Raw genomic sequence first — 13,615 nt, forward strand, 5'->3', positions numbered from 1 at the left:
CGGTGCGGTGTTGTTGCGGTCGCGGTGCGGTGTTGTTGCGGTCGCGGTGCGGTGTTGTTGCGGTCGCGGTGCGGTGTTGTTGCGGTCGCGGTGCGGGTGCTCATTGGCCCCGGCAGTAGCTAGCTATCTCGAACTGTGGGTCACGGAGACTCGGAAGGGCGACCGAGAGCGCGACGCTACCTCCGCTTGAGCCGAGGCGTCCCCCGCGACCGCGCGGTCCCGTTCCCCCGCCACGACCGCACCGCACTTCACCACGGTCCAACTCGCTCCCGCGTCGCCTTACTCCCCGGGCGTCGGTTCGGGCAGGCCCTCGTCGGTCGGCCGGTTCGGCGTCTCGCGGTCGAGCGCCTCGGGCATCCCGAGCTGGTAGCCGCCCGCGTCCTCGCGGAGCTCCGTCCGGCCGCGATGGACCGTCACCGCGTCGTCGAGGTGGAGCCGGACCGCCTCCAGCAACACGTCGGCCTCGAGGGGCTGGCCCCGCGCTTTGAGGTCCGCGACGCTGGGCTCGCGGGAGCCGGCCCCGCCGGTCGCCGAGTCCCCGTCGGCGCTCCCGTGGGGGACGTTGAACGCGCGCTGGGCGAGGATGGGTCCCTGGTCGAGGTCGGTCGTGACGTAGTGGGCGGTCACGCCCGCGATGCGGACGCCCGCCTCCTTGGCCTGCCGGTAGGCCTTCGCGCCGGGGAACGCCGGCAGCAGGCTCGGGTGGACGTTGATGATGCGGCCCTCGTACCGGAAGACGACGTTCGGTCCGAGGATGCGCATGTAGCGGGCCAGCACCACGAGGTCGACGTCGTACTCCCCGAGCAGGTCCAGCAGTTCGTCCTCGTCGGGAGTGCCGCCCTCGTCGCCGACGTCGTGGAACGGAATCCCGTACTCCTCGGCGACCGGTGCGAGGTCGGGGTGGTTGCCGATCACGACCGAGAGTTCGGCGTCGAGCGTCCCGTTCTCGCGGGCCTCGCAGAGCCGTTCGAGACAGTGGGACTCCTTGGTGACCAGCACCGCGATGCGGCGGGTCTCGCGGTCGGCCGGGAACCGGACCCGCACGTCCACCCCGAGGTCGTCGCCGAGTCGCTGGAGGTCCGCCCGAAGCGCGTCCTCGGTGGTCTCCATTCCGGCCGTGTCGACGTGCATCGTCATCCGGAACAGTCCGTCCTGGACCGCCTGGTCGATGTCCTCGATGTTGATGCCGCGCTCGAACAGCAGCGACGTCACTCCGGCCACCAGTCCGGTGTCGTCGTCGCCGACGACCGCGATCTCGGTCAGCTCGCGCTGGCTCATCGCACCACCTGCTCGACGGACATAGTTGGGTGGCGTACGACGACGGGACTTAAAAAGAGCTGTTTCGACGCAACACTCTCCGTATATCCACGTTCATGCCGGGAACCCGGATTCCGAAAGGGCTTTTGAGCACGGTCGACCACACCGACACGATGACTGGCTACACCGCCACGGTCACCGTCCGGCTCAAGCAGGGCGTCCTCGACCCCGAGGCCGAGACCACCCAGCGGGCCTTAGAGCGTCTCGGCTTCGAGCTGGAGTCGCTCCGGTCGGCCGACCGGTTCGAGGTCGACCTCGACGCCGAGTCGGCCGACTCGGCCGCCGACCGCGCCGAGGAGATGGCCGAGCGCCTGCTGGCCAACCCGACCATCCACGACTACGAGGTCGCGGTCGAACAGCGATGACGGTCGCGATACTCCGATTCGGCGGGAGCAACTGCGACCGGGACGCCGAGCAGGCGCTCGACCACCTCGACGTCGACGCCCGCGTCGTCTGGCACGACGACGGTCTGCCCGACGACTGCACGGGCGTCGTCCTCCCCGGGGGCTTCTCGTACGGCGACTACCTCCGGGCGGGAGCCATCGCCGCCAACAGCCCCATCGTCGACGAGGTTCGAGCGGCCGTCGAGGAGGGGACGCCGGTACTGGGCGTCTGCAACGGCGCACAGATCGGCTCGGAGTCGGGGCTGACCCCCGGCGCGTTCACCACCAACGCCTCGGCGCGCTTCCAGTGTGAACACGTCCACGTCCGGGTCGAGAACGCGGACACGCCGTGGACTCGCGCCTACGAGGAGGGCGAGGTGCTGGAGCTCCCCATCGCGCACGGCGAGGGCCGATTCGAGATCGCGGGCGACCGGATGGCCGCGCTGAACGACGCGGACCGCGTGCTGTTCCGGTACTGCGAGCCGGACGGGGCGGTCACCGACGAGGCAAATCCCAACGGCTCGACCGAGAACGTCGCGGGCGTCGCCGGCGAGCGCGACCACGTCGCCGTGCTGATGCCCCACCCCGAGCGCGCCAGCCTCCCCGACGTCGGTCCCACTGACGGTCAGGGAATCCTGCGCGGGTTCGAGAACTGAGTCGTACGACTACGCCTTCGAGCGCCGCCCCGACGCCACGAGCAACAGCCAGACCAGTCCGACCAGCGCGACCCATAGCAGTACGAGTACCGCCGACCACGCCGAGATGGGTCCGACCGGGACGGTCATGGTGGGTCCTCGGCGGCTCCGACTGCCGTGACTCTCCCGGCCGCCGTCATCGCTCTATCGAGACCGGCGCGTCGGTCGCTATCCACTGGTCGTCGGTCTCGGCGCTGTTGCGTATCTCTATCCAGCCGTTCGAGCAGAATATCGTCTCGTAGTCGCTCCGTCCTTCGGCCATACTGTCCGACACGCCGGATGGGCGCTGCGGCGTTCCCCCGTCGCCACAGGCCGCCGTCGACGTGCCCCCCGAGCGAATCGCTCGGCGGGTATCGACTTTGTTATCCGGTGGATAGCGGGCGGTAGGTCGTGCTTAGCCGCTCGCAATGGGCGTTGAAGTCGGGGACGGCGACGGGTGCGCTCGGCACGGCGGAAACTGCTCCGCGCTCGCCCGCACTCTCGGTTCGCTTCCGACTGCATTCCGGAATCCTCCCTTCGCGCTCGGCTGCACTCCCGGTTTGCCCTCGACTGCACTCCGATTTGCTCGCTGGCGCGTGCGGGCGAGGTCCTCGTGACCGCGCCATCCCGCGCGAGGAGGCTGGGCCGGCGTGAAGGTCCCGCCGTGCGGTCGCGGTGCGGGTACTCATCGGTCGAGGCAGCAGCTAGCTCGGAGACGCTCGGAACGCGGGAGAACGACGCGAGAAAGCTAGCTACTGCCGAGGCCGATGAGTACCCGCATCCGCACCGCGAGGGCGGGCCTCACCCCGCCCCAGCCTCGGCGAGCGCCTGAACGCGCTCGCCTCCCTCGCACGCATTGGCGCGGCATGGAGGCCGCGCCAGCGCGCGCCGACCGTGGAACATCGAGTCAGCGCGCGTCGGTCGCGTTCGGCCTCGCGTGACCGAGGTAGAACTTCCGGACCGCGTCGTCGCTCGGGCCGACCAACGCCGCTCAGTCCCCGAACAGGCTCGTGTGGACCGGCGCGAACTCCCGGTCCTCGTCGGCGTCGCTGACCGCCCGGCCCTCGACGCCGGCCGCGAGGAAGTCCCGGACGGGCGGGCCGACCTGCTCTGGTTCCACGAGGAACGCGTCGTGGCCGTGGTCGCTCTCGACGACGTGGTTGGCCACGTCCGCGCCCGCCGCCTCGAACGCGGCCGCGAGCCGGTCGGCCTGCTCGACCGTGAAGTGCCAGTCGCCGGTGAAGCTGAGTATCAGGGCCTCGCCCGAGAAGCCAGCGAGCGCGTCGGCGTCCGAGTCGTAGCCCGAGGCGAGGTCGTAGTCGTCCATCGCCCGCGTGAGATAGAGGTAGCTGTTGGCGTCGAACCGCCCGGCGAATCGCTCGGCCTGATAGTCGAGGTACGACTCGACCTCCCGGTAGGGGAAGAAGTCGCTGGCGGGGTCGTCGGGCGCGAAGTCGTCGGCCACCGCGTCCCGGCCCGCCGACCGGCGTCCGAACCTCCGGCCCATCGACTCCTTCGAGAGGTACGAGAGGTGGCCGAGCTGGCGCGCGACCGCCAGCCCCTCCTCGGGGTCGGGGCGGTCGTCGCCGTAGTAGTCGCCGCCGTTCCAGTTCGGGTCGGTGGTGATGGCCCGCCGCGCGACGGCCTCGATGCCGAGCATCTGGGGGTCGAGTCGGGCGGCCGTGGCGACCGGGACCACCCTGTCGACGCGCTCGGGGTAGCGCTTGGCCCACTCGAGGACGTTCATCCCGCCGACGCTCCCGCCGATCACCGCCGCCAGCGGGCCGACCCCGAGGTGGTCGAGAAGGGCGGCCTGCGCGCGCGTCCAGTCGGTGACCGTCACCGGCGGGAAGTCGGTGCCGTACGGCTCGCCGGTCTCGGGGTCGGTGCTGGCGGGGCCGGTCGTGCCGTAGCACGACCCGGGGACGTTCGCGCAGACCACGAAGTAGTCGCGGGTGTCGACCGCCTTGCCGGGTCCCACCACGTCGCTCCACCACGCGGCGGCCTGCCCGCCGGTCGCGGCGGCTCCGTCCGAGGCGTCGCGTTTCGGGCCGGTGACGTGGGCGCTGCCGGTCAGCGCGTGACACACCAGCACCGCGTTCGTGCCGTCGTACTCGCCGTAGGTCTCGTAGGCGACGTCGAGGGGAACCGACTGGCCGCAGTCGAACTCGAACTCGCCGAGGTGGGCCGTGTCGCGCGTTCGATTCATGTGCCGGTCGCCGTCACGGCCTCGGTTATCGCGCTGTCGAGGTCCGCGAGCAGGTCGGCGGGGTCCTCGACGCCGACCGACAGTCGGACGAGGTCGGGCGAGACGCCCGCCGCGCGCTGTTCGTCGGGTGACAACTGGGCGTGGGTCGTGCTGGCGGGGTGGATGACCAGCGTCTTGGCGTCGCCCACGTTGGCGAGGAAGCTGGCGAGGTCGACGCTCTCGCAGAACCGCTTGCCCGCCTCGAACCCGGCTTCGAGGCCGAAGGCAATCATCCCGCCGTAGCCGCCGTCCAGATACTCGCTGGCGTTGTCGTGGGTGTCGTGGCTCTCCAGTCCGGGGTAGGCCACCCACGCCACGTCGTCGTGGTCCGCGAGGTACTCCGCCAGAATCGCGGCGTTCTCGCAGTGGCGGGCCATCCGGAGCGGGAACGACTCCAGCCCCTGGAGGGTCTGCCACGCGTCGAACGGCGACTGCTGGTTGCCCAGACTCCGGAGCGCGCGAAATCGTGCGGCAGTCGCGAGCGGCGCGTCGGGGAAGTCCCGCGAGAAGTCGGTGTCGTGGTAGGCGGGGTTGTCGCCCGCGAGTTCGGGGTAGCGCTCGGCGTGGGCCCGCCAGTCGAAGCTCCCGCCGTCGACGAGGACGCCCCCGACCGTGGTTCCGCTGCCGTGGAGCCACTTCGTCGTGGAGTTCCACACCGCGTCCGCGCCGTGGTCGAGGGGGTTGCACAGATACGGCGTGGCGAAGGTGTTGTCCACGACGAGGGGTGCGCCCGCGTCGTGGGCGATCTCGGCGACGCGCTCGAAGTCCGGGGTCACCAGCGAGGGGTTGCCGATGGTCTCGACGTGGACGAACGCGGTGTCCGAGTCCACTGCCTCCTCGTACGCGTCGTAGTCGAGCGTGTCCACGAATCGGGGTTCGATGCCGCGCTTGCCCGCCGTGTGGCGCAGATTGGCGGTGGTCCCGCCGTACGTGTCGGTCGAGCAGACCACGTTGTCGCCCTCGCCCGCGAGTACCAGCACCAGCGAGTCGAACGCGGCGAGTCCGCTCGCGGTCGCGACCGCGCCGGTGCCGCCTTCGAGGCTGGCGAGCCGGTCTTCGAGCGTCCGGACGGTCGGGTTCGAGATGCGCGAGTAGACGTCGCCCTCGGCGTCGAGCGCGTAGAGGTCGGCGGCGTGGTCGGCGTCGTCGAACTCGTAAGAGGTCGTCTGGTGGATGGGCGGCGCTCGCGCTCGGGTCGCGGGGTCGGCCGATTGGCCCGCGTGGAGGCTTCGCGTGTCGAACCGGGGTGCGTCGGGGGCGTCCGCCGGGTCGGGCGTCGGCGGCGGCTCGTCGGCGTCGTTGGTCATGTGTAGTAATCATATTCCTACGTAGAGTTATAACCAGCAGTTACGGCAAGGATTGCTGGGGAGCGAGGCCGACCGCGTCTCCGTGACAGGTCACAGCCTCCATATCTCCGTCGCGTGGCGCGGCCGACGCCGTTCCGATACGAGTGACCGAACCAGTTGCGCTCGGTGACACAACTGGCCTCCTTGGCGGACTGAAAGGGCGAGGTGCGTTCCGGGAACCGGGCTTTCGAGAGCTCGCTTCGGGTTGTGAACACTCCCGCGGGACCCGCGACTCCGAAGCCGCTTTACGCGCCGGACGGCTACCGGGCCCCAATGAGCAAGCCGAGTCCCGACGTGTACGAGCAGGGGCGCGGGATGGACGCCCACAACAAGGTGATGCGCGACATCCGCGCGCGGAAAGACGAGAGCTACGACCCCCACGAGCCGACCCGCGTGTGGGTCGACGAGGACCGCACGCCCGGCGGGGTGTACGACAGCCTCACCATCATCCTCAACACCGGCGGGTGTCGCTGGGCGCGCGCCGGCGGGTGTACGATGTGTGGCTACGTCGCCGAGTCGGTCGAAGGGGGTTCGGTGGCTCACGACGCGCTGGTAGACCAGATAGACGCCTGCCTCGCCCACGAGCGCGACCAAATCGAGTCGGGCGACCTCGACTCCGAGTGTGGCCTCATCAAAATCTACACCTCCGGGTCGTTCCTCGACGAGCGCGAGGTCGGGGCCGAGACCCGCCGGGCCATCGCCGAGACGTTCGCCGACCGCGAGCGCATCGTGGTCGAGAGCCTGCCCGACTTCGTCGAGCGCGAGAAGCTCGCGGACTTCACCGAACGGGGCCTCGACACCGACGTCGCCATCGGCCTCGAAACCGCGACCGACCGCGTGCGCCACGACTGCGTGAACAAGTACTTCGACTTCGAGGACTTCATCGACGCCAGCGAACACGCCGAAGCGGCCGGCGCGGGCGTGAAGGCCTACCTCCTGATGAAGCCGCCGTTCCTCTCCGAATCGGAAGCTATCGAGGACATGAAGTCGTCGGTCCGGCGGTGCGCGGAGTACGCCCACACCGTCTCGATGAACCCCACGAACGTCCAGCGCTACACCATGGTCGACGAACTCTACTTCCGGGACGGCTACCGCCCGCCGTGGCTCTGGTCGGTCGCCGAGGTGTTGGAGGACACGGCGGACGCCGACGCCATCGTGGTCTCGGACCCGGTGGGTCACGGCAGCGACCGCGGCCCGCACAACTGCGGGGAGTGTGACGACCGAGTGCAGAAGGCCATCAAGGACTTCGACATCCGCCAGGACCCCAGCGTCTTCGCGGAGGTGTCCTGCGAGTGCGAGGCGACGTGGGAGGCGGTCGTCGAGCGCGAGGCGAGTTTCAGTCTGCCGCTTGCGAGGTAGGTAGCGACGAATTGCGAGGCCGGCGGTGAGGAATTACGAGGCCGGCGGTCGGGTCGGGGGCGCGTTTGGTCGGTTTCGATACGTCCCGCTGGGGCTTTTTGCGCGCCTTGCTGGGCCTCTGTTCCACGTCAGCGCGCGCTGGCTTCATTTCCACGGTCGGCGCGCGCTGGCGCGAGTTCATCTCGCGCCGACATGCGCGAGGTCTGCGCAAGCGACGCGCGCGCAGGCTCGTCAGCGCTCGCCTCTGACGGTGGAGGCGAGCGCGTTCAGGCGCTCGCCGAGGCTGGGGAGGGGTGAGGCTCCCGCTGTGCGGTGCGGGGCTGTGCGGGTGCCGTGCGGTGCGGTCGTCCTCGGTGGACTGAAAGGGCGAGGCGCGGTCGCGTGCAGTTTAGTCGCTGAGCGACCCCTCTCCGTCGCAACTACGTCCGTCGGAAATGTCGCTGAGCGACCGCGAGCCCACCGAGGGCGTTCGAGACTGTGGTGTCGGTTCTCGTGTCTGAGAGCGCGCGGAGGGCTTTCGAGGCTATGGTTGCGGTTCTGTTGTCCGAGAGCGGGCCGAGGGCTTTCGAGGATGTCGTAGTTCCGGCGTTGTCTGAGAGCGCGCCGAAGGCGTTCGAGGCTGTAGTCAACCCTGACCCCCGAGGCGATTCACACGTCCAGAATCTGGTGGCCGCGCTCGCGCTTCTCCTCGGCGGTCATCCCCGACGGGTCGAACGTCCCCCGGGACACCCAGCCGTCCATCCCGTAGAACAGAACGTGGGCGCGGTCGTCGGTTTCGAGTATCCACGAGCCGACGATTCCGAGGCGGGGGTTCGAGCCGACGTCGAGCGGTTCGGTCCACTCGACCGCGTCGGCGTCGCCAACCTTCTCGACGTCGGACTCGCTCAGTGGGTCGTCGGGCAGCGACTCCAGCACGTTCGGTTCGGACATGCGCGTGGGTTGGCGGTCCGAGACAAAAAGGGCGGGTGTCCGGCCGCGCGCTCGGACCCGACCGAGCTCTCGCGCCGGCGAGCGCGCCGAGGGGCGTCCGCGTCGGCTGCACACTGTCGACGACCGGCAAGCCAAGGTTTATACGTCGGATTTCGCTAGCCGCAGGTGATGGAGTCCCCGTTCGACGTGCTCTCGGTCGACCCCGACGCCGACGAGGAGGCGGTCGAGCAGGCCTACCGCGAGCGGGTCAAGCGCGCCCACCCGGACCAGGGCGGGTCGGTCGAGGAGTTCCGCAGGGTGCGGCGGGCCTACGAGCGCATCGAGAGCGGCGACTGGGACGACGAGCGGGCCCCGGCGTCCGACGCCGACGGAGCCGAACGCGACCGAGGTCCGAGCGACCGCACCGCCAGCGACCGCCGCTCGGGCGACCCGGCGGCGAGCGACCGAACTGGGGCCGACCGAACCGCGAGCGACCCGGACGGGGCCGACCGGGCGCGCGACCGGCGCATCACCTCGGAGGTCACGTACCTCGACTACGACGTCCTCGCGGACTTCGGCTGGGACGTCGACGACGAGGACCTCTTCGACCGAGCGTCGGCGGCCGACCTCGACGCCACGGATTTCGGCCGATTTCGGGCCGAACCCGGCGAGTCGCTGCTGGAGGCCGCCGAGGAGCGCGGGTTCGCGTGGCCGTTCGCCTGCCGGGGCGGGGCCTGTGCCAACTGCGCGGTACTGGTGCGGGACGGCGCGGTGTCGATGCCGTCGAGTCACGTCCTCCCCGACGAGCTCGTCGACCGGGGCATCCGGCTGTCGTGCAACGGCATCCCGATAACCGACGAGCTGAACGTGGTCTACAACGTCAAGGGGATGTCGGAGCTCGACGACCTGCTGTTGCCGCCCGACCCGTTCGAAAATCGATATGCCGACGACTGACGGTCGCTTCCCGTGCGACTCAGGGAGTCACGCAGTAGTGACGCCAGTCGCAGGCCGCTGCCGGGTCGACGGCCGCTCCGAGGAGCATCACGGTCGCGAGCAGTACGAGTCGAGTCTTGTTCATTGGTGACATCGTTCGAGACACCATCCGGCAACTCCCGGGGTAGATTCAAAACAGTTTCTACAGTAAATCAACTGGTTTGACTATCAGTTCGACGTTCTCCGGTCCCGACCGCCCGGCGTCGTCCGACCTCGTCGAGACGTCGGCCCGGCCGTCGAGAATCGGTGCGTCGACGACCCCGCGTGCGACCTCAGTCGCTCGAACCGTTGTCGGTGAAGTCGCGGTGGAACATCTTGTAGGAGTTGGTGATGGGGACGACGGTGTACGAGTCGACCACGTCGTTGTCGTGGAGGTGCTCGCGGACGTGGGCGTTGACCTCGCCCAGCGACGACTGCCAGACCCGTATCATGAGGTCGTACTCGCCCATGCACTCGGCGACCTCGTACACGAGGCCGTCGTCGAGCAGCGTCCGGATGAATTCGTCGATTCGGTCGGAGCCGGCGGTCGCGTCGTAGGAAATCTGGACCTCGGCGTACGCGTAGTCGGCCTGCTTGAACACGAGGAGCGCGAAGATTTCGAGGATTCCCTCCTCCTGGAGTCGCTTGCGTCGTCGTCGGGCGGCGGTGCGCGAGAGGTCGACGCGCTCGGCCAGTTCCGTGTCCGAGAGCCGGCCGTCCTCGTTGAGCTCCCGGAAGATGAGGTAGTCCTTGTGGTCCATCCGGTCTTCCAGCAACTCGACGACCCTCGGGTCCTCTATCCACTCCTTCGAGTCCGGCAGTCCCATAGTCATGGATATCGTTCACTACGGTCTCGTATGAAGCTTCTGCGTCGGCCCGGCACCCACGCTGACCCCGCGCTCGAATCCGGCGGCGGTGTCGTCGCGGGACCGCTCATGGCGTCCCGGCGTTCGCGACCGCCTCACCGACGGCGATGGCCGTCGCTTCGTCGTTCCACGCCGAGACGACCTGCAACCCGACCGGCTTCCCGTCGACGGTCCCGGCCGGGACCGACAGCGCGGGGTTGCCCGAGACGTTGAACGGCGCGGTGTTGGCCGTGGTCTCGGTGACGTCGGCGGCGGTCGACACCGCCCCGAACTCGGGCGCGGTCGTCGGCGTCGTGGGCAACACCAACGCGTCGAACTCGGCCAGTCGGTCCCGGACCGCCCCGGCGAACGCGGCGCGGGTCGCGCTGGCGGCGTCGTCCCGGGCGTCGCGCGCGGCCTCGTCGAGCGCGCGATTCCGGACGAACTGCTTGCGGACGCGCTCGCCCAGTTCCGGCGAGCGCGCGAGTCGGGAAGCGGTCTCCCGCCACGCCGCCGGGAAGCCGGTCTCGGGGCCGGCGGCCCGACCGCCATCGGACAGCAGCGCCGCGAACTCCGCGCCCGTGATGGCGACGTGTGCGGCTATCGCGTCCTCGAAGCCCGGCAGCGAGACCGACTCGACGGTCGCCGCGTCGGCGGCGACCGCCTCGGCGACTGCCTCGACGCGGTCGGCCACGCGCGGCCGGGACCGCTCGACGGCCTGCTCGACGAGTCCGAGCCGGAGGTCCGAGCCGTCCCGGTCCAGCCCGGCGCTCGCGGGTTCGGGCGCGCCCGCGCCGTACGTCGTCGGGTCGCTCGGGTCCGGCCCCGAGATGGCGTCGAAGACGCGCGCGACCGTCTCGACGTCGCGGGCCAGCGGCCCGACCACGTCGAACGAGGGCGCGAGGTCGGCGAACCCGTACCGGGAGACCCGGCCGTACGTCGGCTTCAGTCCCACGACGCCGCAGTACGACGCCGGGATGCGGACGCTGCCGCCGGTGTCCGAGCCCAGCGCGGCGTCGAGCAGTCCGTCCGCGACGGCGGCCCCGCTCCCGCTCGACGACCCGCCGGGGACACAGCCCTCGACGCGGGGGTTCGCTGTCCGGCCGTGTCCGCAGGTCTCGCCGGTCGTGTACAGCGCGAACTCGTCCATGTTCGTCGTCGCGGTCACGTCCGCGCCGGCCTCGGCGAGCCGCCGGACGACCGTGGCGCTGTCGTGGCCGGTGAACTCGGCGGCGGCCGACCCGCAGGTCGCCGGCACGCCCGCGACCGCGAGGTTGTCCTTCACGCCGACCGACAGCGACGACAGCGGGCCGTCGCCGGCCGGGAGGTCGAATCGGTACGCCAGCGCGTTCAACTGGTCGTCGGCGCGGGTGACGTTCGACGCGGTCTCGGCCGGCTCCGGAGCGTCGCCCGTGGGTGGGTCGTCCTCGCCCGCGACGAGGTCCGCGACCGCCTCATCCGAGAGCGGGACGCCGAGCCGGTCGGCCGTCTCCCGTACCTGTTCGGGCGTTATCGAATCTCGTGACATGCGTGTTGTCGGTGTGTGGTGGCTGTCATCGTGGCAGTCCGCTCGGTGGACGCGTCGGCGTCACGGCCGGTTCGGAGCGCGGCCGGGGTCGCGCCGAGACGAAACTCGCAACTCACTGGGCGCGTCCGTCGCCCTCGCGGTACAGTTGACTGATGTCCCACTCGAACGCCAGCGGCGGCCGGTACTGGAACCCGCCCACGTTCTCGTTCAGCCCGATTCGGTAGGGCGGATTGGCGACGAACAGCGAGGGGTAGGCGTCGACGATGAGCTGCTGGGCCTCCTCGTACAGCTCCATCCGGGCGTCGAAGTCGGTTTCGGCCCGGGTCTGTTCGAGGACCTCGGTGAGTTCGTCGTCGGAGTACCACGAGATGGACCAGTAGGTCCCGAACGCGTCGGGGTGGTACATGTAGTAGGTGTAGTTGTCCGGGCTCGGGATGACCGGCGAGAGGTAGACGTTCGACATGTGGGGCGCGCTCTCCTCGCTCGACGCCCGGTCGGTCAGGGTCGACCACTGGATGGGGTTTATCTCCAGTTCGATGCCCAGTTCCTGGAGGCCGCTCTGGTTGAGCAGGCCGAACTGGCGCTGGGCCTCGGTGCCCGCGAGCACGGCGTGTTCGAGGCCGATTTCGTTTATCTCCTCGACGGTGTAGTCGGACTGGTCGAGGAACTCCTGGGCGCGGTCGAGGTCGCGCGAGAACTCCTCGACGTCGCCGTTGTGGCCGAACAGGTTCTTCGGCACGGGACCGGCGGCCTTGCTCCCGCCGCCGACGATGTCCTCGACCGCGCTCTGGTAGTCGAACGCGTAGGTGATGGCCTTCCGGACGTTGACGTCGTCCAGCGGCGGCTTCCGGGTGTTCATCGGGATGTGGAACAGCTGAATCTGGGCGGTGGTGGGCACCTCGACGTTCGAGTAGCCCGCCATCTCCTCGTAGGCGTTGGTCCCCATGTACTGGTCGGTCATGTCGGCGTCGCCGACCCGCATCATGTTCTTGACGGTGGACACCTCGCCGACGACCTCGGCCCGGACCCTGTCGAACCGGTTGTCGGGCCAGCCGTTCCAGTAGTCGTCGAACGCCGCCATCTCCAGTGTGTTGCCGGCGTCCCAGTTCGCCAGCGTGTAGCCGCCGGTGCCCGCGACGTTCTCGGAGAGGTACGCCTGTCCGTAGTCGCCCCGCTCGCCGAACTCGCCGTCGACCTCGTTGTCCTTGACGGTCCGGCTGTCGACGACGAAAAACTGGGTGAAGCTGGCGAGCAGCGGACCGTACGACGAGCCGAGCGAGAACTCGACCGTGTACTCGTCGCGGGCCGTGACGTCCTCGCCGGGTTCGAGCCGGTCGGCCCAGTTCGACGCCGGCCCCTCGCCGATGGAGAGGATGCGGTTCATCGAGTACACCACGTCCTCGGCGGTGAGCGTGCCGCCGTTCTGGTGGGGGACGTCCTCGCGGAGCGAGAACACCCACGTCTGCCCGTCGTCCTCGGTGGTCCAGTCGGTGACGAGGTGACCGACGGGTTCGAACGTCTCCGGGTCGGTCGTCACGAACGGGTCGTAGAAGTTCTGCGCGGCGAACCCCTCGGTGTAGTCGGTCTGCTTGGCCGGGTCGATGGTGCCGAATACCTGCGTGACCGCGAAGACGAACTCGTTGTCCCCGCCGCCCGTCCCGCCGGTGTCGGTGTCGGTCTCGGTCCCGCCCTCGTTCGTCCCCTCGCCGGTCGTCGTCTCGGACTGGTCGGCCGAGTCGTCGTCGGACGACCCCGCACACCCCGCGAGCGTCGCGACGACGCCGCCGGTCCCGACTGACTTGAGAAACCGTCGCCGACTCTGCTCTGTGCCTTCCATTGATACACATACCCATACCGAACGCGCCGACTTAAGTATTCGGGATGGCGTATACATTTCGTAGCGTATTTATTCATATATTGTCCGAATTACTGCGATATACTCTCCAAAATGTTCGGGTATTGGCTCCAAAATGTGTGAGTCTTCGGTGGCCGCGTTCGCGACGCGTCGGTTACGTCTCGGCCTCGTCGGCGCGG

Annotated in this window: 12 protein-coding genes; 4 read left to right on the plus strand and 8 right to left on the minus strand. The window is 69.3% G+C overall.

What is annotated here, in order from left to right; genetic code table 11:
* Positions 1-279 precede the first annotated feature (279 nt).
* The gene (locus tag EPL03_RS01895) at positions 280-1,278 is read right to left on the minus strand and encodes a formyltetrahydrofolate deformylase (protein WP_135827646.1); all 999 of its coding nucleotides are present in this window, start codon (positions 1,276-1,278) and stop codon (positions 280-282) included.
* 152 nt (positions 1,279-1,430) lie between these two features.
* Between EPL03_RS01895 and purS the strand changes: the two genes are divergently transcribed.
* Complete coding sequence (purS, locus tag EPL03_RS01900) at positions 1,431-1,682, plus strand: phosphoribosylformylglycinamidine synthase subunit PurS (RefSeq protein ID WP_135827647.1); 252 nt, start codon at positions 1,431-1,433, stop codon at positions 1,680-1,682.
* On the plus strand, positions 1,679-2,356 hold the full coding sequence (gene purQ, locus EPL03_RS01905) for a phosphoribosylformylglycinamidine synthase I (protein WP_135827648.1): 678 nt from the start codon (positions 1,679-1,681) through the stop codon (positions 2,354-2,356). The genes purS and purQ overlap by 4 nt, the downstream gene beginning before the upstream one ends.
* A gap of 175 nt (positions 2,357-2,531) precedes the next feature.
* Here the strand turns inward: purQ and EPL03_RS20590 are convergent, their stop codons facing one another.
* From EPL03_RS20590 to EPL03_RS01915, 3 genes are all read right to left on the minus strand, one after another.
* Entirely contained in the window at positions 2,532-2,657 is a 126-nt protein-coding gene (locus tag EPL03_RS20590) for a hypothetical protein (RefSeq protein ID WP_280178811.1), read from the minus strand.
* Between the two features lie 708 nt (positions 2,658-3,365).
* The gene (gene metX / locus EPL03_RS01910) at positions 3,366-4,583 is read right to left on the minus strand and encodes a homoserine O-acetyltransferase MetX (RefSeq protein ID WP_135827649.1); all 1,218 of its coding nucleotides are present in this window, start codon (positions 4,581-4,583) and stop codon (positions 3,366-3,368) included.
* A complete protein-coding gene (locus EPL03_RS01915; RefSeq protein WP_135827650.1) occupies positions 4,580-5,929 on the minus strand; it encodes an O-acetylhomoserine aminocarboxypropyltransferase/cysteine synthase family protein in 1,350 nt (449 codons plus the stop codon). Before EPL03_RS01915 ends, metX begins: the two co-directional genes overlap by 4 nt.
* Positions 5,930-6,241: 312 nt before the next feature.
* On the opposite strand from EPL03_RS01915, the gene EPL03_RS01920 reads away from it, so the two are divergent.
* On the plus strand, positions 6,242-7,327 hold the full coding sequence (locus EPL03_RS01920) for an archaeosine biosynthesis radical SAM protein RaSEA (protein WP_135827651.1): 1,086 nt from the start codon (positions 6,242-6,244) through the stop codon (positions 7,325-7,327).
* Between the two features lie 648 nt (positions 7,328-7,975).
* Here EPL03_RS01920 and EPL03_RS01925 read toward each other — a convergent pair.
* The gene (locus tag EPL03_RS01925; protein WP_135827652.1) at positions 7,976-8,257 is read right to left on the minus strand and encodes a hypothetical protein; all 282 of its coding nucleotides are present in this window, start codon (positions 8,255-8,257) and stop codon (positions 7,976-7,978) included.
* Between the two features lie 168 nt (positions 8,258-8,425).
* Between EPL03_RS01925 and fer the strand changes: the two genes are divergently transcribed.
* On the plus strand, positions 8,426-9,190 hold the full coding sequence (fer, locus tag EPL03_RS01930) for a ferredoxin Fer (RefSeq protein WP_135827653.1): 765 nt from the start codon (positions 8,426-8,428) through the stop codon (positions 9,188-9,190).
* Between the two features lie 311 nt (positions 9,191-9,501).
* Here the strand turns inward: fer and EPL03_RS01935 are convergent, their stop codons facing one another.
* From EPL03_RS01935 to EPL03_RS01945, 3 genes are all read right to left on the minus strand, one after another.
* Positions 9,502-10,041, minus strand: a complete 540-nt coding sequence (locus EPL03_RS01935; protein WP_210424882.1) for an Lrp/AsnC family transcriptional regulator — start codon at positions 10,039-10,041, stop codon at positions 9,502-9,504.
* Between the two features lie 100 nt (positions 10,042-10,141).
* On the minus strand, positions 10,142-11,581 hold the full coding sequence (locus EPL03_RS01940; RefSeq protein ID WP_135827654.1) for an amidase: 1,440 nt from the start codon (positions 11,579-11,581) through the stop codon (positions 10,142-10,144).
* A 112-nt stretch (positions 11,582-11,693) separates the two neighbouring features.
* The gene (locus EPL03_RS01945; RefSeq protein WP_135827655.1) at positions 11,694-13,418 is read right to left on the minus strand and encodes an ABC transporter substrate-binding protein; all 1,725 of its coding nucleotides are present in this window, start codon (positions 13,416-13,418) and stop codon (positions 11,694-11,696) included.
* Positions 13,419-13,615 lie beyond the last annotated feature (197 nt).

This window comes from Halorussus halobius, assembly GCF_004765805.1.
GTDB lineage: Archaea > Halobacteriota > Halobacteria > Halobacteriales > Haladaptataceae > Halorussus > Halorussus halobius.